This is a genomic window from Pedobacter sp. D749 (assembly GCF_019317285.1).
Classification (GTDB): Bacteria; Bacteroidota; Bacteroidia; order Sphingobacteriales; family Sphingobacteriaceae; genus Pedobacter.
This window is the reverse complement of sequence record NZ_CP079218.1, coordinates 3410993-3433046: the sequence shown is the minus strand read 5'-3', so window position 1 is coordinate 3433046 and position 22054 is coordinate 3410993. Positions and strand designations below refer to the sequence as shown.

Here is a 22054-nt window from a genome sequence, read left to right as displayed (position 1 = left end):
CGTCCGGACTGTTTTATAGATAAGAGTATTTTGCTTACACAAATTGCCTACAATCAAATTGAAATATTTTAAAATATTTTTTCTTGAAGTGATTGCTGCATCTTTTAGATTTCTCCATTTCGATATCATTGACTGATTAAATTGCCCTGAGTTAATCCATAGCAGTGCAGTAGAAGACGCTTAAACTAAATCGAAAATATTAATCATAATAACAGTGTTTTTTGGAAATGAATGTCAGTATTCCATAGGTACTGTTGTCCTGCCATCCGCTTTATCACGATGAAAAATCGTGATGCTCGCTGCTGTCAGGTTTATTGAACAACGGTTTGGTTTCAAGGCACAAAACTTTGTACATAAACCTGATTGGAATGAAAAGCCCACAGCGCAGCGAGGACTTGTAATGGAAAGCGGGAGTGTAGTGGCCAAAAGCTCAGAAACTCCATTTCCTAATCATCAATCAAAATCAGCTGTGGGATTACTTAATAATATGGTTATTTTTTACAATAAATTACCTCTGGCTTGCAGTGTAATATGTAATCAAAATCAAATTCATTCGGTTAGGTTAGCGGCACCTACTGCCCAACAACCCGCAGCACCAACTAATGCTGCATCTTCATTCAGCCTGGATATATGAATAGGTGTATTGATTCCCTGCGACTCAAGGTATTTAATCACATTAGATAAAAACCGGCTGGAAGCATTGGCAATGTTACCGCCAATCACAATTGCCTCTACTACGTGATCTTGTTGAAAATCTTTAAGGAAAAGGCCAAGATTATGGCTAAATTCTGTAAATATTTTCCGCACCGTCTGGTTCTCCTCATAAAGCAAGGTCAGTTCGCGAACGTTTAGGATATTTAAACCTGTGAGTTCATAATAACGCTTTAAAAACCAACGGGTAGAAAGGTAATCTTCTGCTATACCATTCAAAAAAGAAGAGCACCAAAGGTTGGCATCGGTAATTTTTCCTTCTTTACACACGGCACTTCCGAGTCCGGTACCCAGGGTAATGCCAACCAGGTTTTGGTAGGCTCGTGCTTCACCTGCAAACACCTCTCCGGCTAAAAAGCAGGCAGCATCGTTGCTCATTAAAATCTGATCGCTGTTAATCTGCAGTTCACTGGCCAGCATTTCTTTTACATTCAGGCCATAAAATGCAGCATATTTGTCATTGCCAGCAATGTAAGAAATACCGTTATCATAATCGAAAGGCCCTGGCATTGCAATGCCTAAACAGCCAATTTGGATATCTGCCTTTTTATAAGCTGCTTTAATTACATTGCACCAGGTGTGGATAATCTTTTCTGTTGAGCCATGAGAGTCTACGCGCTCACGTGTAAAGGAACTTTTAAGGATATTGCGCTGCTGCATATCTATTACCGCCGCTGTAATGTGCGAGCCGCCGATATCAATGCCCAGTACATATTTGTTTTTATTCATCGTTTTCTGCTTCAATAGATCTATAATTGGTTTGTGCCTTATTGTGGCACCTAATGAAGAGTCTTTTTTTTGTTAAATTGCCTACAGCAGGAAGATTTTTTTATGAAATATTTTTTATTACCTTACATTTGATTCAATCAAACTAACCAAGTTGAAAGCAGCTAAGCCAGATCTAGTCGTTTTATGGAATAAGATTTGCCTTGAGGATGATATAAAATCTTTTGAGCAACTTTACCGCTTTCTATACACTAGGTTAATCAAATTTTCCATTTATTATGTGAATGATAAACAGGTTGCTGAAGATCTTGTAGCCGAAATATTTGTGAAATGCTGGGAAAACCGGTCGACAAGTACTCCTGTTTTAAATCCCGAAAGTTATTTTTTTATTGCAGTAAAAAATCAATCGCTTAAATACCTTAAAAAAAATTCTTCCATTACGTTTATCGATTTAGTTGATGAAGAGGATAATATTTCGGTGTCAACTCATACACCAGAATACATTCTCGAAACTAAAGAACTGCATCAACAACTCGACCATGCCATTGCAAGTTTGGCGCCACAGGCAGCTACTGTTTTCAGGTTAATAAAAGAAAGCGGGATGAAGTATAAAGAAGTGGCAGAACTGTTGAATATCTCACCCAGAACTGTGCAAACGCAATTATTCAGGGCCATTGCGAAACTCCGTATGGCATTACAGCCCTTAAACGATAAGGGAACCGATGGAAAAAAACTTGGAAAAATGATCTCCCTGATTATCTTAGCGGGTACTTTATCTTTTTTTATTTTTTGTAGGCAATTTTAACAGAAAAAGGAACATACAATAAAGGCACGGAAAAAAAATGACAGATCAAAGATTTACAGAATTGCTTGGAAAACAATTGGCCGGTGAAATTTCGCCGGATGAATCTGTAGAACTTAAATCTGTTTTAGCTGGCAGTGCATCGCATAGAACGGAGTACGAACTGTTACAAACTTACTTTAATGGTGAAACGGTTGAGGATGAAAATATTGATCAGGTTTTTGATCGGATCAAAGCTCAAATTACAGTTCCGGGAGAACCGGGCTTAACAGTTGTCAAAAATAAACCTTATAGTACCTGGCTAAAAATTGCGGCGGTTGTAGCCATTGTTATCGCTGGTGCACTGGTATACAATAGAGAAGCTATTTTCTTCAATAAGACAGATCAGCTGGAATTAAAACAAGCGCTAACCAAAGCCGCAGAGGTTAAAACCATTGTACTGGCCGATGGCTCTACTGTAAAAATGAATTCGGGGAGTAGTTTAAAATACCCGGAACATTTTACTGCCGGTACCAGAGATATTTACTTATCTGGTGAGGCATTTTTTGATGTTAAAAAAGATCCTGAACACCCTTTTATTGTCCATACCGAACAATTGGCTGTAAAAGTACTGGGTACCGCATTTGATGTTAAAGCTTACCCGAACGATACTTTCTCCGAAACCACCTTAATCAGGGGAAAGGTATCTATTTCCCTTAAAAATAATATCAAACAAACTTTTATCTTAAAGCCAAATGATAAATTCACATTGGCTGGTGATAAAGCAAGCATGAGCCAACTTAGCTACTTTAATGGCACCGGGACTGAACGTATTTTGGAAACGGCATGGACAAACCACGAGCTTATTTACAAAAACAATAGTTTTGAGGAAATTGCTAAACTTTTTGAGCGTTGGTATGGGATCAAAATAGCCTTTAAAACACCTGAACTTAAAGCCGTGAGGTTTACTGGGCATGTTGATAAAGAAACACTTGAGGAAGCATTAGAGGTGCTAAAACTCATCGAAAACTTCAATTATTCGGTAAATGGCAAAAATGTGTATATCTACCGTTAGCACATAATACTTTAGCCATGTATATTTGTTGCCATGAATTTTGTGCAGCGGATTATATTGTTAATTGGATTGATTTTTCCGCTATGTGCATTTGCGCAAACTAAAGTTACCTTAAATTTTAATGGGGCAAATTTTGAGCAGGTTGTAGAAGCTATACAGCAGCAAACTGTTTATCATTTCGCTTACAGCGAATCCAAAATTCCTAAACATCAGGTATCCATCAAGGTAGAAAAAGAGGAAGCTGTAAAAGTAATTGATCAACTTTTGCTTAACAGTGGTTACACTTATTCCTTGCTGCCCAATCATCTCATTGTAATTAGAAAAAATGGAGGAGGGATGGAAACAGATAGTGTCCGTTTTTTAAAAGAAGTGGTAATTACGGCTTTGGGCATCGAAAAGGATAACCGTAAGGTGGGTTACGCCCTTACCACTATTAAAGGCTCATCTATTACCAAAGCAAGAGAAAGTAATCTGATTATGGCACTGCAGGGGAGGGTGGCCGGACTAAATATTACAGGTGTAAACGGTGGCCCTGGGTCTGCTGCGCGTGTGCTCATTAGGGGTGTTTCGAGTATGACTGCCACCTCTCCATTATTTATCGTAAATGGTGTACCCATTGATAATAGCATCAGGGGAAGTGCTAACGAGTATGGTGGTGCCGACTATGGTGATGGGATCAGTAATATTAATCCAGACGATATTGAAACAATAACCATATTAAAAGGTTCGGCAGCTTCAGCTTTATATGGGGCGAGGGCCGCCAATGGTGTGATCCTGATTAACCTTAAAAGTGGAGGAGAAAATACTAAAGCTAAATTTGAATACAATACCAACCTGGCTTTCGATGTTCCTGTTAACTCAACCGATTTTCAATATTTATACGGGCAAGGGACTCAGAACAAACGTCCTGCCGATTTGTATAATGCCATTTCAACAGGTTTGTTAAGCTGGGGAGAAATGATGGACGGCAAATTAACTCCTCAGGTAGATGGTTCTATGCGACCTTACACTCCTGTTAAAAATAACATCCAGACTTTTTATCGTATTGCTCCGGCATTTACCAATACACTTTCACTTGTTGGCGGAAATACAAAGAATAACTATCGTGTTTCTGTTTCTAATTTAGATTACAATTCTATTTTAAGCAATGGCGCACTAAACCGTAAAACGTTAAATTTTTATGGCACAGTGGCTTTAAGCCCTAAAATATTGTTGAGTTTAACAGGCAATTATATTTACGAATGGAATAAAAACAAGAGTTACTTAAGTGATGGTCCATTAAATCCTAATTATGGAATTTCTGCCCTGGCTACCAGCCTGGATCAATCTATTCTGGCACCCGGTTTTGATGCGAAAACAGGTTTCGAAAGTCGCTGGAATGCCGATGAATACAAAACCAATCCATATTTTTTGATGAATAAACAAGCTGATCATGCCAGCCGCAACCGTTACATTTCATCCGCAGTGCTGAAGTATCAACTGGCCAGTTGGGCATCTGTTCAGGGAAGAATTGGTTACGATTCGAGTAAGGATGAATTGGTAAGTATTTTGCCTACCGGAATTGCTTTTTCTATTAACCGACAGGGCGGTATGAATGCCTACGATCAGAACCGTACCTCTGAACTAAATAGCGATATCTTGTTCAGTGCCACCCGGAATCTTAGCGATAAATTAAATCTCGAACTTTCTATGGGTGCGAATTACCGTGAAAGAAAAGGTAATAGCGAAAAGTTAAAAGGTTCACAGTTTAAGGTACCTTACTTATATACTCCCGAAAATCTGATTACCAGTACCAAAACATTAGCTATCTCTAGAATCGTAACAGAATCTGCTTATTACACAGCTGACCTGAGTTATCAGCATTTTCTTAATTTCTCAGTTACGGGTCGGTACGATATCTATTCAACCTTGCCTGCCAATAACCGTGGGATTTTTGTGCCAGGGGTATCGGGCAGTTTTATTTTTTCAGATCTGTTGAAATTAAAAGCTCTGAATTTTGGTAAACTGCGCGTTGATTTTGCCAAAACCAGCGGCGAACCTATCGTTCCTTATACCACACAAATTTATTATACAGTAGATGATCAGGTGAATGGTATTCCTGTTGGCGGCTTTTCCAGCGATTTACCTAACTACAATTTAAAACCCTTCACCTTAAATGAAATAGAAGCTGGCTTAGACCTTAAGTTTTTTAACAGCAGGTTGGATATTGATTTTACTTATTTTAATCGCGTTACGCACAATGAAATTATTAATGCAAAACAGTCGGTTACCACAGGTTTTACCTCGGCTTACGTTAATCTTGGTGAAACCCGTAATGCAGGAATTGAGCTTGCTTTAGGATACACCCCAATCCTTACCACAACCAGCAAGTGGCAGATTAATCTTAACCTTACTAAGGTAAAAAATACACTACTCTCCATTGATGGCAATAGTAATTATACGCTAACAGGTACTTATAGGCCATTAAATGCCAATACTGCATTGGTAGTTGGTAAACCGATTACCCAGGTTATGGCTTACGATTATTTGCGTGATGCCAGTGGCAACATGATCATCGGATCAGATGGCATCCCTAAACGGGGTAATTTTATTCCAATGGGCGGCACAATGCCTACTTTGTACGGTGGTATAACCAACAGTTTTAATTATAAACAGTTTAGTTTTTCTTTTTTGATCGATTACCGCTTCGGCAATAAAATCCTATCCGCAACAGAATATTACAGCTACGTGCTTGGCTTAAATAAGGCCACTCTGGTGGGTAGAGAAACAGGTATTGTAGCCGATGGGGTATTGGAAAATGGGCAAAAAAATACCATTAACGTTCCTGCTTATGCCTATTACCCCGAACTGGCCACCAATATTTCCGCATTATCGGTACTCAATGGTAGTTTTATTAAGTTAAGACAGGCCACATTGGGCTATACTTTTAACAATAACTTTTTAAAAAGGACACCTTTTAGCAATATTGGGATTGATTTGGTGGCCCGAAACCTATTTACCCTGCTTAAATACAGTAAGAATATCGATCCTGAGTCGCAGTTTTCGCCCACACTGGGTTATGCTGGTATAGAAGGAGCTTCATTGCCTGCAACGCGTACGTTTGGGGTTAATTTTAATTTTAAATTCAAATAACGATGGTGATGAGAAAGTGGTGTGTTTTGGGTGTTTTTTTTCTGGCTTTAATGGGCAGCTGTTCTAAAGCAAAGTTAGATCAGATCAATACCGATCCAACCAAACTGACAGAAAGTAATTACGATCCCAATAGCCTGCTTGCCCAGGCGCAGTTAAAATATGCTAATTTGGGGTACTATCAGCTTTTGTACCAAAGTACCATGATGCAATTGCTTGCCTCTACCTATTATTATTACAATAATGGAGATAAATACATCAATGTGGGCAGTTTTACCGATTATCAGGGGCGTATTTTTGACGAAGGATATAAGGATGCTTCATCCATCAGAGAGATGCAACGACTGGCCAGACTGAAAGATCCTGTAGCGTATAAAAACCTGATTGCCATTGGCGATATCATGTTCGTGCTGGTTTTACAAAGAATTACCGATACCTATGGTGACGTACCTTATAAGGAGGCAGTTAAGGCCATGCAGGGCATTAAATACCCTGTGTACGATCGGCAGGAAGATATTTATAACCAAATGCTGAATGATCTTGATGCCGCCACCGCGCAACTGGATACCGAAAAACCAGGACCTACTGCCGATCTTTTTTATAAGGGAGATGTTGAAAAATGGAAGAAGTTTGGCTACTCGTTAATGTTGAGGGTTGCCATGCGCTTAACCAAAAGTGATCCGGACAAAGCCAGGCACTGGACAGAGAAGGTTGCTGATAAAACCTTTACAGGCATCAATGACAATGCGATCCTGTTAACCGATGCCTCCTCATTTAACAGCCAGAACGGAACATCACTTGCTTTGAGAACCTTTTCTGATTACCTGGAAGTTCGATGGAGTAAAACCTTAATCGATCAGTTAAGGAATACTAACGACCCTAGGTTGGGTGTAATCGGTGAAGTACCAAAAGATGGATTGACTAAAAATTCAGATCAAAACCTAAACGGAAATACCGACGCAGCAGTTCAGTTGGGAATGCCTAATGGGTTTGATCTGCAGGGTGGTGCAACTGATATCAGTCGTTCTCCAAACTATCCGGGTGGTACAGGCAGCGGAAGTGATTTTGCGCCGCTCGGAAAATATTCCAGACCACGTACCGCAGTATATCTTAAGTTGAGCGGCCCGATTTTTATTCTGAGTTACGCTGAAACTGAATTTTTACTCGCCGAAGCTAAGGTGAGGGGCTGGAATACTAGTGGTACGGCAAAACAACATTATACTAACGGATTAACCGGAGCCATACAGTCACTTGCCCAGTTAGATCCATCCGCAACGGTTGACGCCAATAAGATTACTGCGTTTGTTAGCCAAAACCCACTTGATGAAAGTAGCTCACAAAATGCATTAGCTTCAATCAATACACAGTATTGGGTAGCCACGGGTACCAATTTCAATTTTATAGAAGCCTGGTTAAATTGGAAAAGAAGCGATTACCCTAAGCTTATTCCCATAAACTACAAGGGTAACATTACCAATGGCACTATTCCCCGCCGGATGATCTACCTATCAACCGAAGTACTGAATAACCCCCAGAATTATAAAGCTGCTGTTGCAAGAATAGCTGGAGGCGATGTGCTTACTGCAAGAGTTTGGTGGGATAAGTAATCAAGCCTAAGTTAGTCTAATAAAGCAATAGTTTGGGCTCTTTTAAATAGACTAATCAGGTTTTTAGGATTGGAATAGGATATAGGTTTAAGTAAAAATAATTTTCTTAAAATAGCATCATTGCTGGGAAAGCTTTTTCATGCAATGTTATTAAGTTGAGCACCACGGTCGTCAGTCTGAGGGTTAATTAAAATCAATATGAGTGACAGATTTTTAGAGAACTATAGGCTGCGAGGAATCGTCATTCCCAACTTGATTGGGAATCGTAATGCAAGCGCTTTAAGATTCCCGCCTGCTCGAGAATGACGGCCGTACTGATAGATTCTGTCAATGGACTACGCTATCAATGATAAACCCCTAATAGAAAAATCGTTATTGCGAGGAACGAAGCAATTTTAATTCGCACGCTGGCAGCGATCGTTGAAAGATTGTTTCCCCGAAAATCGGGGCAGGTTGTCGGCTGAAAAAGCCTTCTCGCATCCGATAGCTATAGGATGACGATACGGTCGAAATGATTATACCTGTTATTCCAATACTTTGTTTTTGAAAACAGACTTAGGCAATGAAGATTTTACTAAACAGCCCATAAAAAAATGCCTCCCGATTTCGGAAGGCATTTTTTTGTTTCATTAAGACTTTAAAGGTTTCTTTATCCTAAAATGAATAAGTCAAGCCTCCGAAAATATTAAATCCATTAACCTGATAGTATAAATATCTACTGTAGTTTTTATTTAAGATGTTGTTTGCTTTTGCAAAAACAGAGAATTTTTTATTGATCCTGTAATCTGCACCTAGCCCTAAATCTACATAACCTTTAACCGTTTCAATAAGTTCTATATTAGTATTTGGAATTACGTATTGTGAAGCGGGAACAGGAGCACCCGTGTATACTTTAGCTTTTACGTCATCCTGGATCACAACACCAGCATTAAAACTTAGTTTTTTGTTAAAAGTATACATAAAGTTCGAGCTCACTTTTAAACCCGGTTTAAACCAGGAGTAAGTTTCGGAAGCAGGCTTCCAATCGTCGACGTTTAATTTACCTGTCCATTTTAAAGCATCACTTACCTGAACAGAAATTTCTCCTTCTAAACCCGTTAATTTTGTTTTACCGAAATCGTATATCACATCAAACTTATTAAAGTCAGTAAAGTTATTTACGAACAAAGGCATATCATCAAACTGTTTTACATAGATACGGGCTTTGTAACCAAAACCTGGTCCGCCAGTACCCTTAATACCTGCACTGAAACTTAATTTTTCCACTGTGTTTTTCACTAGGATATTGCTGTTTAGCCAGGGGTTTTCATCTGTAAAACCTTTTAAAGAGTTTCTGTTTACATCTCCCTTAACCTCCCCAAAAACCTGCAGATAATCAGGAATCAGCGTGAAGTCAGCAGTAATTGCAGGGAATATCTTTGAACTGCTGTAGGCGCCAAATTCCTGTACAAAATTAACTCCTGCAGTAATTTTAGCACCTTTAACCTGTAAACGGATATAAGGGTTTAAACGCAACAGGTTATTGCCAACACTGGTTAAAGCATCTTTCGTGTTTCCAAATTCGGTTGATGCAGCTAAGCCAAGGTTTAAAGAATTGATACGTTTGTTTACATAACCGTTTAAGCTGAGGTAATTTTCTTTGGCGCTAAATTTATCGTTCCAGATATAACCATTCGCTTTTAAAGCATAACTAAAAGCATCTTCATCTTCAGTAAAGTTTTTCACCAGTTCGCCTTCTAATTCGATGGTAGTTAAAGCCTGTTTATCCGGATTTGGATTTAGGGTTGGCCGGACATCATCTATACCGTAAAAATAAGTGCCGTTACGCTCAAAATTGATGCGGCCACTTACGGTATTTTCATCTAAAATACTGCGACCAAAAACACTTAACTGTTGGTTGCTGCTGTTCTGTTTGTTTAATTTTCCTTCCTGACTAAAGTGCTTAAAATAACCACCAACTTGTAGCCCTTCATCTTTGCCGGTGTTAAAATAGGCTTCGCCCAAAAGGGTACCCAACGATCCGAATGCGCCTTTTACGTAGTTGTTAACCAAAATGCTTGCTTTTTCTTCAGCTAAGGCCTGTGCCTGTAGCTTTTGGATATCGCTGTTCAACTCCAGCTTTCTATCTAAAATGCTATAGTTTAATTTTGCCTTATAAGTTTTAACATCGTCCAAATTCGGGCTTCTTCTCAACTTTACCGCTTCGGCCAAAATTGGCTTATATGGGCGCACTACTTCAATCTCCTCGTTTACCACCCCTTTTTCCTCAGTTTTTTTATCCTGTGCCTGAGCAGTCATTAATCCAGCAGCTAAAAAAAACAGTGAACTATATATATATTTAATCGATTTCATAATGCTACTTCTTCTGGTTTAGTTTTTCTAGTTTTTCTTTGGCTGTAGGAATGATATCGTCCTTGCCTTCGTAATTATCAATTATACTGAGAAGTGTACTTTTTGCCTGTAAATTGTCTTTTAATGCCACATAATTATCAGATAAAAGGATAAATGCCTTTGCTACCCAATAATCGTAAGCGGCCATGTTGTTAACCAGATCAAAACAGGTTTTAGATGAAGTTTTGAAATCACCTTTGTTGTATTCTAATAAAGCCAGATTGTATTTTGCTTCGGCAGCGGCAATTGTTTTTGTTTTAGCCACTACATTTTTAAATTCTTTGATGGCTGTGGTAGTATCGCCTTTTAACAAGTAAGCTTTACCAGAGTATAAGCTCGAACTGTTTTTTTCTTCTTCCGAAGCTTTTTCCGATTCTTTGGTCAGCTGTGCATACTTAAGCATGTCATCAGGCATGTTTAAGGCCGTGTAAGCCTTTAATAAATTATTGATGGCAAAGCTATAGTGCGATTTGTAATCGGTTGTAGTCTCTAATCTTTTCAGGTAAACAATCGCTTCGTTGTATTTTTTCTGATTTAAGAAGAGTTGAGAGATACTTACCAAAGAACGTTCGGTGTAATCGCTCGTCCAGTCGTTTAAGATAAATTCGTAATCTGGAATGGCTTCATCCGGACGACCTAATTTAACCAACGATTCTGCCCTGATAAATTTAGCTTCTTTTTCATGGTTGGCCTTAGGGAATTTATCGAAATAAGCATTTACTGCCTGGAATGCACCATTGGCATCTCCTTTTAGATAGGTATTATTGGCTGCGGCAAAAACGATGTTATCCTGTTCAGAACCAGAGTAATTTCCAAGTGGAGTAGTTGCTGCGTAAGCGATAAAACCATTCGCGTCTCCACGGTCTACATAAATGTTCTTGATCGATTCCATTGCCTGTTTAGCTTCGTCGGCAGTTGGGTAATCGCGGATTACTTTTTTGAACGATTCTAAAGCGGCATCATCCTGGTCTTGGTTGTATTGAACCAAGCCAATGGTAACTAAGGCTTTCGCTACATAGCTACTGCGTGGGTATTTGGCCACTAATGCAACAAGATCTGATTTAGATTTATCAAAATCGCCTTTGTTGAAATAAGTATAAGCGGTTTCGAAGCCGGCATCATCAGCATAATTTGAATTTGGAAAAGTATTTAACAAACTTTGCATCGTTGCAATTTTCGCATCATACTGCGTTTCCAATCCCTGGATCATTCCTTTTTGGAAAGTGGCATAATCTTCAGAAGTTGTTTTGCGGCTGATGATTTTATTGTAATTAGCCATTGCATCACCATAGTTCTTATTTACAAAATACGAATCGGCTAAACGAATGGTCGCATCATCAATGGTTTTTTGATCTTTATCATTACCAGCAAGGAATTTTTCGAAATAAGTAGCTGCTTTGCTGTATTTCTCATCTTCGAAAGCAGCATAAGCCAAAGCATAATTCGCGAAATTGTAAACGCCTGTTTTATCGGCATCCGGCATCTTTAAAAATTTCTCGAAAGTGCTAACCGCTTCGCCATACTTACGCAGTTCGTACATTGATTCTGCTTTCCAGTAAGTATTTAATGCATTGATCTCATTGTCTTCCGGGAACGTCTCAGAACGTAAAAACATGGATAATGCATTTGGGAAAGCCCTCTCGTTATAAAACTCTAATCCACGGAAATAGGTTACCTTTTGATAAGCTTCTTTGGCCTCAAGGTTTTTATCCGGAATTGGCTCAAGAATATCAACAGCTGCCTGGTAGTTTTTGGTGGTTAATAAAACTTCACCTAATAAGGTTTTTGCCTCATTTATTTTACGAGATTTTGGGAAAGTTTTTAAGAAACCCTGCGTAGCCTCTAAAGCTTGCTGGTGGAATTCTAATTCGTAACTTAATTTGGCATAGTTTAACCAGGCTTCTTCCTGTATACCCTTATCAAAACTTAAACGCGAAGCCCTGAAAAAAGCACTTTGCGCTTTTTGCTTGTTGCCCAACTGTATAAATGCTTTACCCAGCGTATGCATACCGTTTTGCAGGTAAACGTCATCAGTATTCAACTTTTCTAAAACGGCAACAGACTCTTTGTATTTTTTATTCTGAAACAATGAATATCCATATTGGTAGATGAAGAGATTGTTCTTGGTTTCGCTTTTATCTTTTGCATAATATTCGGCGAAATACTTTTCAGCATTTTTAAATTCAGATTTTGCAAAGTACGATGCCGCAACCAAACTCAACATTTCTGGTTCGAATTGCTGTTTGGTTTTTTGAATTGATGCCAAAGCATAGCTGATTACATCATCGTAACGCTCATCAAGATAGTACATCGAAGTGATGTAGTAGGGATAACTCGCCTCATAAGTAGGAGAGCCCTTTAATTTTTCGAAGTTAGCTAAAGCTGTTTTATACTCTTTGTTTAAGTAATTGATATAAGCAAAGTAGTAAGTAGCGCTTTCCTGAAAATCGCCCTCTTCTTTTTTAACTTTTTCGAATAAAGGTTCTGCTTTTTCGTAGTCTTTAAGTTCAAAATAGGCGTAACCCTGTTTAAACTGATATTCGTTTCTCTGCTTGCCAGAAAGTGTAGAAGGATCTGTTTTTTCGAACCATTCTAAAGCTTTTTTATAGTTTTTCTGGTTGAAATAAGTTTTTCCAACATAGAAATAAGCAAGTTTGGTGTTCGGATTTAACGGGTAATCCCGGATAAAGGCCTGAAATAAACTTTCAGCATCTGCATTGGTTAACTCCAGTGCGCAAACGGCGGCATAAAATTTTGCGTTCTCTTTCAGTAAAGATAATTCGGCGTTACTCTCTGTCTGGGTAGAAGGTTTATAACGTTGCAGCTCAACAAGTTTAAACTGTTGTGCAGCTGCAGTGTATTTTTCTTTGTCTAATAATTCTAAGCCCGTTTGATAGTTTTTGTTGAGGTTCTGCACTGCGCTAACCTGAGCATAAGTGCTAAAACTTCCAGCTAAAATTAGCGGAATTAGTAAGTATTTTTTCTGCATTGGTTTCAAATATGGTTGGTACTAAATTAGAAATAGTATCAAAGCTTATCAACAGAAGTAATTAACATCTGTTAATAACACAAATTAACGATAGGATTTTTGGTTTGGTATTCAGTGGTGAACGAATGTGGAAAAGTTAGGTTCATTGGTCATTAGTTCATTCGTCATTGGTACTGCCGCATCCGGTAGAGGTTTATTGGTTGGTTTGTCGTTGGTTTATTAGTCCCACCATCAGTCATTGCAGAGGGGCTTTTCCCAAAGAAACCTGTCTTGCTGTAGGTAATCTATGTAGAAATCGCGTAGAAGGATAATTGGTTAGTTGTTTACATCAGTTGACTGTTTGTGTAGAGTTCATTATTTTCATCGTGTAATGATCGATTACAAATGAACAAAGTCCAGTAAGCAATGATAAATAGAGAGCATAATACTCTGCAACATGGAGAAATAAACAATTATCAATACCCCATGCTAGTCTATGCACCGTGCACCAATGAACTATTGATTAATGAACGATTAGATTATCAATGCGCCATGCTAAACTATGCATCCTGCACCAATGAACCAATGATAAATGAACTATTGAACTAATCTACCCCTGACTTGCCAACAGATACAATACCGCCATTCGCACCGCAACTCCGTTTTCTACTTGTTCTAAAATAATAGATTGTTTGCTGTCGGCTACGTCGCTGGTAATCTCAACACCTCTGTTTATTGGGCCGGGATGCATGACGATGATTTCTTTATCAAGATTATCTAAAATCTGTTTGTTTAGGCCATACATCATGGCATACTCCCTTAAAGATGGGAAATATTTAATGTCTTGACGCTCCAATTGGATGCGCAGCATATTTGCGACGTCGCACCAGTTTAGGGCTTTAATTAAATTATGCTCGACCTTTACACCCAATTGATGGATATGTTTAGGAATTAAGGTTGTAGGACCGCAAACCATTACTTCAGCGCCTAAACGCTGCAGGCAAAGAATGTTTGAGATGGCTACACGAGAGTGCAGGATATCGCCCACAATTACTACTTTTTTACCAGCTACATCGCCCAGTTTCTGGCGGATGGAGAAGGCATCAAGTAAGGCTTGAGTTGGGTGTTCATGTGCACCATCTCCGGCATTTACAATTTGAGCCTTTACATGTTTACTTAAAAACTGACCTGCTCCGGCATAAGGATGACGCATTACTACCATATCAACTTTCATTGATAAGATGTTGTTTACGGTATCGATCAGGGTTTCGCCTTTGCTTACCGACGATGACGAAGCGGCAAAATTAACCACATCAGCTGAAAGTCTCTTTTCAGCAAGTTCGAAAGAAAGTTTGGTACGGGTAGAGTTTTCGAAAAAGATATTGGCAATGGTAATGTCGCGGAGGGATGGAACCTTTTTGATCGGCCTGTTAATCACTTCCTTGAAATTATCTGCAGTTTCGAAAATCAATTCGATATCATTCCGGTTAATATCTTTAATGCCTAAAAGATGTCGGGTTGATAGTTTTTCTGCTGCCATTTTTATTTATTATTTTTATCTGTTTTATTATATTGTTTTAACTGTCAGATAGAGCTTCCATGCCAAAATAACCCTTTTGTAAGGTGTTTAGGCTCATTTTGGCAAGGGCGGTTCCGATATTAAAATCACTTTATCTTCACTTCCTTCACTCGCCCAGGTTACTTTTACCTGTTGTGAGTTTAAACTATCCACCTGATGCCCAATGTAATCGGGTTCTATAGGTAAATGCCTGCTAAACCTCCGGTCTATTAAAACCAAAAGTTCCACTTTCTCTGGTCGGCCATAAGCAAGCAAGGCATCTAGTGCTGCCCTAATGGTTCTGCCTGTCCAAAGTACATCATCGATTAAGATTACTTTTTTGCCTTCGATAATAAAATCGATAGAGTTGCTGCTTGCGGTAACCAGTCCGTCTTTACGGCGGAAATCATCTCTAAAGAAAGTAATATCGAGGTTTCCCTTTAAAATTTTCTTGTTTTTAAGGATAAGCTGAAGATCCTGATGAATACGATCTGCTAAAAAAATACCCCTTGGCTGGATGCCAATTAAAACGGTATTTGCGAAATCGTCGTGGTTTTCAATTAATTGATGGCAGAGCCTCTTAATTGTAATCTGAATTTTTTGTCCGTCAAGAAGTGTTTTCTTTTGCATGGAAGAAGGATTGGGCAAATATATAAAAATGTTTTAAGGTAAGAAAGTTGAAGCTGGATTGTTTTAGTGTTTCCTAGCTAAATTGTTCTCTATCAAAATATAAAAACGTAAAATTATTTTTTGATAGTGCTTTAAAGACTAAAGTACAAATACAGAAGTAGAAGATTTATATTAGGATTATGTTTTTAAGCTTAATATTCTGAGAAAACGATGGCTGTTTTTGCATTAAAAAACTTTATTTTTATAATCTATGATCCGGCAACCAGTAATCTTCTTTGATGGCGTTTGTAACCTCTGTAATTCATCTGTGCAATTTGTTATTGAACATGATACAAAGGATCAATTCAAATTTACTGCGCTACAAGGTGATTACGCTAAAGAAATGCTGCCTAAATTTAATGCTGATCCCGAAAAATTGAATACTATTTTATTGCTGGAGGATGGGAAACTCTATACCAAATCTTCAGCGGCACTAAGAGTGGCCCGAAAACTCAATGGATTAACTCCGCTTCTTTATGCATTTATCATTATTCCTAAGTTTATACGTGACTGGGTTTACGATATAATTGCCAAAAACCGTTATAAATGGTGGGGAAGGCAGGAAAGTTGTTGGGTGCCCACTCCCGAATTGAAAAATAAGTTTATTGCTTAGTTTTGTGGGCCATTTTTCTTTCTACCCGGCGACCAAAGCCAAAGTGTTAAAATGATTAACGGTATGGTAATGCTTAAAGCAATTACAATCATGATGGCTTTTTGCTTAACCATGTCTGCTTCATTAGAAGTAAATACATACACCGTTTCTTTAATGGCAAATAAGGTAATGATGGTAGAAAGGACGGCAAATAGTTTACGCATGGTTTAATTTTTAATGCAAAGATTGCATAAATTTTTAAAAACAAGAAAGATGCTGAACTAAATTCAGCATGACGCAACAGTCATAAAAAAAGTCAGCCGGATTGCTCCAAACTGACCTCTTTTTACCAAATAAACCAAAATTACTCTGCCGTTTTAATTGGAGTTAAATCTTTTAATTCTTCTTCGGAGAATAGGCGGTAATGGATCTTAAAGGTTTTTTGAAGTGGGGTTTCTAACGAAAAACCACCTACACCAAATCCATCCAGCACATCCAAAGTAAAGTGTGAGAATTTCCAATACTCGAACAGGTCTCTGTCTACCCAAAACTCGCAACCTTCTATTTCACCTAAACAAACATCGCGCATCCGCAGGTAATAACCTCCTTTTTCGAAACATTGGGGCTGTGTACCTTCGCAACAACCACCAGCCTGGTAAAACATGAGTTCTCCATGTTTTTCTTTAAGTATCGCAATCAGCTCTTTTGCTTTTTCTGTACTGTCTATTCGCTCGATCATGATCGTTTTTTTAGGTTGAAAATGGGTTTTTAGAAAGATGCTGTATTATAAAAGTAATGCCAGATTCTTAGAGCGGTCGTCTTTCCCGCGTAAAAGCGGGAATCTTAAAGCGTATTGCATTAGGATTCCCAATCAAGTTGGGAATGACGATCCCTCAAAGTGTCATCACAAATACAATGTTTTAGCTAAAGACTGAATTTTCATGATGACAATTTTGTACTTATAACACAGCTCCTCATTCAGACCAACTAAAAGAAACCTAATTTATTTTTATCGTAAGAAATAAGCATATTTTTGGTCTGGCGATAGTGGCCTAACATCATTTTATGGTTTTCTCTGCCCACGCCCGATTGCTTGTAGCCACCAAAAGGAGCACCTGCAGGATAAGCATGGTATTGATTAACCCAAACACGACCTGCCTGAATGGCTCTCGGTACCTGGTAAAGCTCATGCGCATCGCGCGTCCAAACACCTGCACCTAAACCATACAAAGTGTCGTTCGCAATTTCAATGGCTTCTTCTACTGTTTTAAAGGTAGTAACGGCTAATACCGGGCCGAAAATTTCCTCCTGGAAAATCCTCATTTTGTTATGGCCCTTAAAGATGGTTGGTTTGATGTAATAACCGCCACCCAATTCGCCAGGGAGCTCATTTACCTCTCCGCCGGTTAACACTTCTGCCCCTTCTTCTTTACCTAATTTAATATATTGCGCAATTTTTTCATATTGGATTTTCGAAGCTTGCGCACCCATCATTACCGTTCTATCCAAAGGACTACCGATTTTTATCGCTTCTGTTCTCTCGATTACTTTGGCAATAAATTTTTCGTAAATATCTTCCTGGATCAATAAACGTGATGGACAGGTACAAATTTCACCCTGGTTTAATGCAAACATTACCGCACCTTCTACCGCTTTATCTAAAAAGGCATCATCTTCTGCCATTACCGAACTGAAGAAAATGTTAGGTGATTTTCCACCAAGTTCCAGTGTAACCGGGATGATATTTTCGGTTGCATATTGCATCACCAATCTGCCTGTTGGGGTAGAGCCTGTAAATGCGGCTTTCGAAATTTTAGGATTGGTCACTAAGGCACGCCCAAGTTCAGCGCCAAAACCATTTACCACATTTATTACTCCCGGAGGTAATAAATCGCCGATTAATTCCATTAAAACCATAATCGAAACCGGGGTGCTTTCTGCTGGTTTTAACACCACACAGTTTCCCGCGGCAAGGGCAGGGGCAAGTTTCCAGATGCCCATTAACAATGGAAAATTCCATGGAATAATTTGCGCCACCACACCAATCGGCTCATGTACGATTAACGAAACAGTATTTTGATCGAGTTCTGAAAGTGAACCTTCTTCGGCACGGATTACTCCCGCGAAATACCTGAAATGGTCTACGCCTAAGGGTAAATCAGCAGCTAAGGTTTCTCTAACCGCCTTACCATTATCAATAGTTTCAACCGCCGCCAGGTATTCGAGGTTATCTTCCATCCGCTGTGCAATCTTGTTCAAAATGATACTCCTTTCGGTAGAAGATGTTTTGCTCCAGGTTTTAAATGCCTCATGTGCGGCATCAACGGCTAATTCTAAATCTTCCTTTGTGGAATGTGCTGCTTTAGTAAAAACTTTACCATCAATCGGCGATATGTTATCGAAGTAAGCACCTTTTACCGGGGCTACAAATTTCCCTCCAATGTAATTATCGTAATGGCTTTTGAATGATGGTTTTTCAATTAAATTTTCCATAATTATTATTGATTATTAAATTTTAAAAATCATTTTGAGCGGGGTTTGGTATAGGATTTTTAATGGGGTGGCTCATCATGATTTTTACGTTTTTAAGATTTGGTTAATACAAACCTAATGGCAAAGCCTACGGAGCAGATAGTACAATCGAATCAATTGATAGCATTATTATTTCAGGCTATGTAACCAAATTGAAACCATAATGATCTTAACAGTCAGCAAATGGAGATTAGGTCATGTTATGCAGGTAAGGGGCATTTATTCACATGATATAACTAGCTGAAATAATTATATTTGAGTTTATTAAATATGTCTGACCAAATCTTTTCAGTTTATGCAACATACATTAGATCAGGTAAATCTCAGTGCATCGGAAGCCTTGCAAACTTTGGTAGAGAATAGAACCTCTTATACCTTAGAGCGTTGCGAATTAAATGTTTTCGAAACCTATACCGAATCGTATAAAGTTCCGCTTACTTTTAATGATTTTGTAATTACGAGCATGCTGAGGGGCAAAAAGGTAATGCATTTATTTGATAAGAAAGGTTTTGATTATTTTCCTGGCCAAACTGTTATTGTTCCGCCTGCCGTTACCATGGAAATTGATTTTCCTGAAGCTTCAGATCTTAATCCCACCCAATGTATCGCCCTGGCTATAGATCAAGAGCAGATCCAAAAAACAATTTCTTATTTGAACGAGTTTTTCCCGAAAGAAGGCAGTAATGAGAAATGGCTGCTAAACTACGATGAATATCATTTTTATAACAATGAAGAGATTGCCTACCTTATCAATAAAGTAATCAGGATCTGTTCTGAACGGACAAAAGAAAAAGATGTTTTAGCCGATTTAACTTTAAAGGAATTATTGGTCCGCATTATGCAGACCCAAAATCTTAAAACCATCAGCGATGAAGGTTATAACCTCAATCAAAATCCATTGGCCTTTGTGCTGAACTACATTAAATCTAACCTGAACGAGAAGATCAGCATCAATAGTCTGAGCGATAAGGCCTGTATGAGCAAGGCAACCTTTTATAGGTTGTTTAAGCGCGAACTGGGCATTAGTCCTAACGATTTTATCCTGGCAGAAAAAATTAACAAGGCCAAAATCTTACTTTCCCAGCCTGGGGCCAAAGTGGCTTCGATAAGTTATGAGCTTGGTTTTAACGATGCCAATTATTTTATCAGGGCATTTAAAAAGATCGTGGGTATTACACCGGGTACTTATCAGATGCAGGTGGCAAAACAGATCATTCACTAATTTTCTAAATATCTTTTCGAATAAGTAATGCCCATTAAATCATATCGCTTAAACTGTGTTTTCAAACGTTTTTTAAAATCAGGGTAATTCCGTTTTTCTTTCGGGCTCCACAAAATTTCGCTTAAGGCATCTAACCTTGGAAAAAGCTGATACTGCACTTTTGCCGGATTGGTAATGTATTCACTCCACAAAGAACCTTGTCCGCCCCAGATGTATTGGGCCTGTTCGGCTGTTAATTCGGTCGGTACGGGTTCGTAATTGTACACATCAATCAATGGCGAAAATTTATTCGCAGTTAAACTGTCTTCTTTTACAAATTGGGCGTGGTTAAAATACATTTTAATTTCAGGCGTCATAATTACCTTATGTTGCTGTTTGGCAGCTTCAATACCACCTTTTTCGCCCTGCCAACTCATTACCACCGCATTTGGTGCTAAACCGCCCTGTAAAATCTCGTTCCAGCCGATGATGGTTTTGCCTTTGCTGTTTACAAATTTCTCTATCCTGCGGATAAAATAACTTTGTAGTTCGCTTTCATTTTTCAATCCGTTGGCTTTCATGATCTCTTGCGAAATAGCAGATTTTTTCCACCATATTTTCGAAGCTTCATCACCACCAATATGGATGTATGGCGATGGAAATAGGTCCATCACTTCTGTTAAAACATTTTCTAAAAACTTAAATGTGGTATCAGAAGCTTGCAATACATTATTGTATTTGTTCATCATTCCCCAGGTCTGGGCAACTTCATACTTTTTATTGGGTTCGGTACCCAGCTCCGGATAAGCAGCTAATAGGGCCATACTATGAGCAGGCATTTCAATTTCAGGAATAATGGTAATGTAACGCTTGGCAGCATAATCAATTACCTCTTTAATCTGTTCTTGTGTGTAAAAGCCGCCATGTTTAATGCCATCTGTTTGGAGTACGGCATCTTTTGGCGTAATCTTTACTTCGTTTGGTAATACCTGGTATTTAATGTTTTCATTTCCTTTTCCCGGCCATAAACCAATAATGCTTCCGTTACGCCATGCGCCGATTTCTGTAAGTTTTGGGTATTTTTTAATCTCGATTCTCCATCCATGATCATCAGTTAAGTGCCAATGAAAATAATTCATTTTATGCAGCGCTAAGTAGTCGATGTATTGTTTTACAAAGGCTACATCAAAAAAATGGCGGCTTACATCGAGGTGCATGCCTCGGTAATCGAAACGGGGGTAATCGGTAATTTCGACCGCAGGAATTTGTAATAAATGAGATTTTGTCTCTGGTATTAACTGAATTAATGTTTGAATGCCGTAAAAAAGTCCGTTTTCTGAACAAGCATAAACTATTGTTTGATTGTTGTTGCTTATAAGCTCGTATTCGTTTAAGTTTTTTAATAACCTGCTAATTATTTCTAATTTGATTATGTTTTTTTCGTTCGTTGAATTAGGATTAATTCGAAGTTTTATATTATAATATTTTTGAATATAATTTTGTAGAAATAAAGCTGAATTTGATAAAGAATCATTTGAAATAATTTCTGTGTTTTGATCAATGATAAATTTTTCCGTGTTTTTTCCTGTTTTAATACTTACAGGTTGCGGAATAATATTCACTTCCTGAGCAATAAGTTTGAAGGAAATAATCGTAAGAAACAAAAGGATAATTTTTCTCATGCTGAAAAGGCTTGGTTACGCTTTTCAAAAGTAATAATTATAGGCGGTTGAAAGGAAAAGGTTTGGTAGAACGAACCACTATGTTATATAAACCCGATAGCAGTGAAATCCTTTTTGTTTGTAGCATCCTTAAATATGCTGTCATGCTGAGGCACGAAGCATCTTAAACCGATGAAAGAGATGCTTCGTGCCTCAGCATGACAGAAGCTGCAAAAAGATTGAACGAATAGCCGGGGCCGGAGTTACCGATAAGCGCTTGCTTTCGTTTTCTAATTATGATTTACCATATAAGGTATTTAAGACAATATAAGCTCGTTCATTTCAATCTTAAATGATCTTACATTTCTTATATGGTTAAGAATTGAGATTGCTTCCCTGAAAAGTCGGAGTAGACTGTTCCTTCGCGCAATGACGGATTCATTAAAGAGATCC

15 protein-coding genes are annotated in these 22054 nt (G+C 38.4%); 6 read left to right on the top strand and 9 right to left on the bottom strand.

Features of this window, described 5'->3' with window-relative positions:
• Nucleotides 1–549: 549 nt before the first annotated feature.
• Nucleotides 550–1440: an ROK family protein gene (locus KYH19_RS13825; RefSeq protein WP_219075555.1), complete on the bottom strand. Its 891-nt coding sequence runs from the start codon at nt 1438–1440 to the stop codon at nt 550–552.
• Nucleotides 1441–1591: 151 nt separating this feature from the next.
• Here KYH19_RS13825 and KYH19_RS13820 point away from each other — a divergent pair, with 151 nt between their 5' ends.
• Genes KYH19_RS13820 through KYH19_RS13805 form a run of 4 tightly spaced genes read left to right on the top strand, consistent with a single transcriptional unit; the run spans nt 1592 to nt 8029 of the window.
• Nucleotides 1592–2242, top strand: a complete 651-nt coding sequence (locus tag KYH19_RS13820; protein WP_219075554.1) for an RNA polymerase sigma-70 factor — start codon at nt 1592–1594, stop codon at nt 2240–2242.
• A 37-nt stretch (nt 2243–2279) separates the two neighbouring features.
• Nucleotides 2280–3293 (top strand): FecR family protein, encoded by a 1014-nt coding sequence (locus tag KYH19_RS13815; RefSeq protein WP_219075553.1) that lies wholly within the window; start codon nt 2280–2282, stop codon nt 3291–3293.
• 33 nt (nt 3294–3326) lie between these two features.
• Nucleotides 3327–6425 carry a SusC/RagA family TonB-linked outer membrane protein gene (locus KYH19_RS13810; RefSeq protein WP_219075552.1) on the top strand — a complete coding sequence of 1033 codons (3099 nt, stop codon included), beginning with the start codon at nt 3327–3329 and terminating at the stop codon, nt 6423–6425.
• Between the two features lie 8 nt (nt 6426–6433).
• The gene (locus KYH19_RS13805; protein WP_255562422.1) at nt 6434–8029 is read left to right on the top strand and encodes a SusD/RagB family nutrient-binding outer membrane lipoprotein; all 1596 of its coding nucleotides are present in this window, start codon (nt 6434–6436) and stop codon (nt 8027–8029) included.
• 654 nt (nt 8030–8683) lie between these two features.
• Here KYH19_RS13805 and KYH19_RS13800 read toward each other — a convergent pair.
• From KYH19_RS13800 to pyrR, 4 genes are all read right to left on the bottom strand, one after another.
• A complete protein-coding gene (locus tag KYH19_RS13800; RefSeq protein WP_219075551.1) occupies nt 8684–10381 on the bottom strand; it encodes a TonB-dependent receptor in 1698 nt (565 codons plus the stop codon).
• A gap of 4 nt (nt 10382–10385) precedes the next feature.
• Nucleotides 10386–13409, bottom strand: a complete 3024-nt coding sequence (locus tag KYH19_RS13795) for a tetratricopeptide repeat protein (protein ID WP_219075550.1) — start codon at nt 13407–13409, stop codon at nt 10386–10388.
• Nucleotides 13410–13998: 589 nt separating this feature from the next.
• On the bottom strand, nt 13999–14928 hold the full coding sequence (locus tag KYH19_RS13790; RefSeq protein WP_029279355.1) for an aspartate carbamoyltransferase catalytic subunit: 930 nt from the start codon (nt 14926–14928) through the stop codon (nt 13999–14001).
• A gap of 93 nt (nt 14929–15021) precedes the next feature.
• Complete coding sequence (gene pyrR, locus KYH19_RS13785; protein ID WP_086547373.1) at nt 15022–15576, bottom strand: bifunctional pyr operon transcriptional regulator/uracil phosphoribosyltransferase PyrR; 555 nt, start codon at nt 15574–15576, stop codon at nt 15022–15024.
• A 250-nt stretch (nt 15577–15826) separates the two neighbouring features.
• On the opposite strand from pyrR, the gene KYH19_RS13780 reads away from it, so the two are divergent.
• Nucleotides 15827–16228 carry a thiol-disulfide oxidoreductase DCC family protein gene (locus KYH19_RS13780; protein ID WP_219075549.1) on the top strand — a complete coding sequence of 134 codons (402 nt, stop codon included), beginning with the start codon at nt 15827–15829 and terminating at the stop codon, nt 16226–16228.
• Here KYH19_RS13780 and KYH19_RS13775 read toward each other — a convergent pair.
• The 3 genes from KYH19_RS13775 to KYH19_RS13765 all read right to left on the bottom strand — a co-directional run bounded on the left by KYH19_RS13775 (nt 16225) and on the right by KYH19_RS13765 (nt 18700).
• On the bottom strand, nt 16225–16431 hold the full coding sequence (locus tag KYH19_RS13775; RefSeq protein ID WP_219075548.1) for a hypothetical protein: 207 nt from the start codon (nt 16429–16431) through the stop codon (nt 16225–16227). The genes KYH19_RS13780 and KYH19_RS13775 overlap by 4 nt on opposite strands.
• 140 nt (nt 16432–16571) lie before the next feature.
• Nucleotides 16572–16946 (bottom strand): DUF779 domain-containing protein, encoded by a 375-nt coding sequence (locus KYH19_RS13770; protein WP_219075547.1) that lies wholly within the window; start codon nt 16944–16946, stop codon nt 16572–16574.
• A gap of 248 nt (nt 16947–17194) precedes the next feature.
• The gene (locus KYH19_RS13765) at nt 17195–18700 is read right to left on the bottom strand and encodes an aldehyde dehydrogenase family protein (RefSeq protein WP_132395323.1); all 1506 of its coding nucleotides are present in this window, start codon (nt 18698–18700) and stop codon (nt 17195–17197) included.
• 334 nt (nt 18701–19034) lie between these two features.
• On the opposite strand from KYH19_RS13765, the gene KYH19_RS13760 reads away from it, so the two are divergent.
• Nucleotides 19035–19961: an AraC family transcriptional regulator gene (locus KYH19_RS13760; protein ID WP_219075546.1), complete on the top strand. Its 927-nt coding sequence runs from the start codon at nt 19035–19037 to the stop codon at nt 19959–19961.
• Here the strand turns inward: KYH19_RS13760 and KYH19_RS13755 are convergent.
• A complete protein-coding gene (locus KYH19_RS13755) occupies nt 19958–21622 on the bottom strand; it encodes a beta-N-acetylhexosaminidase (protein WP_219075545.1) in 1665 nt (554 codons plus the stop codon). The two genes, KYH19_RS13760 and KYH19_RS13755, sit on opposite strands and share 4 nt — an antisense overlap.
• Nucleotides 21623–22054 lie beyond the last annotated feature (432 nt).

Bases quoted from the DNA above. Each gene is read 5' to 3' on its own strand.
- KYH19_RS13825 (WP_219075555.1), bottom strand. From the start codon at position 1,440: ATGAATAAAAACAAATATGTACTGGGCATTGATATCGGCGGCTCGCAC.
- KYH19_RS13815 (WP_219075553.1), top strand. From the start codon at position 2,280: ATGACAGATCAAAGATTTACAGAATTGCTTGGAAAACAATTGGCCGGT.
- KYH19_RS13810 (WP_219075552.1), top strand. From the start codon at position 3,327: ATGAATTTTGTGCAGCGGATTATATTGTTAATTGGATTGATTTTTCCG.
- KYH19_RS13805 (WP_255562422.1), top strand. From the start codon at position 6,434: ATGAGAAAGTGGTGTGTTTTGGGTGTTTTTTTTCTGGCTTTAATGGGC.
- KYH19_RS13800 (WP_219075551.1), bottom strand. From the start codon at position 10,381: ATGAAATCGATTAAATATATATATAGTTCACTGTTTTTTTTAGCTGCT.
- KYH19_RS13795 (WP_219075550.1), bottom strand. From the start codon at position 13,409: ATGCAGAAAAAATACTTACTAATTCCGCTAATTTTAGCTGGAAGTTTT.
- KYH19_RS13790 (WP_029279355.1), bottom strand. From the start codon at position 14,928: ATGGCAGCAGAAAAACTATCAACCCGACATCTTTTAGGCATTAAAGAT.
- pyrR (WP_086547373.1), bottom strand. From the start codon at position 15,576: ATGCAAAAGAAAACACTTCTTGACGGACAAAAAATTCAGATTACAATT.
- KYH19_RS13780 (WP_219075549.1), top strand. From the start codon at position 15,827: ATGATCCGGCAACCAGTAATCTTCTTTGATGGCGTTTGTAACCTCTGT.
- KYH19_RS13775 (WP_219075548.1), bottom strand. From the start codon at position 16,431: ATGCGTAAACTATTTGCCGTCCTTTCTACCATCATTACCTTATTTGCC.
- KYH19_RS13770 (WP_219075547.1), bottom strand. From the start codon at position 16,946: ATGATCGAGCGAATAGACAGTACAGAAAAAGCAAAAGAGCTGATTGCG.
- KYH19_RS13765 (WP_132395323.1), bottom strand. From the start codon at position 18,700: ATGGAAAATTTAATTGAAAAACCATCATTCAAAAGCCATTACGATAAT.
- KYH19_RS13760 (WP_219075546.1), top strand. From the start codon at position 19,035: ATGCAACATACATTAGATCAGGTAAATCTCAGTGCATCGGAAGCCTTG.
- KYH19_RS13755 (WP_219075545.1), bottom strand. From the start codon at position 21,622: ATGAGAAAAATTATCCTTTTGTTTCTTACGATTATTTCCTTCAAACTT.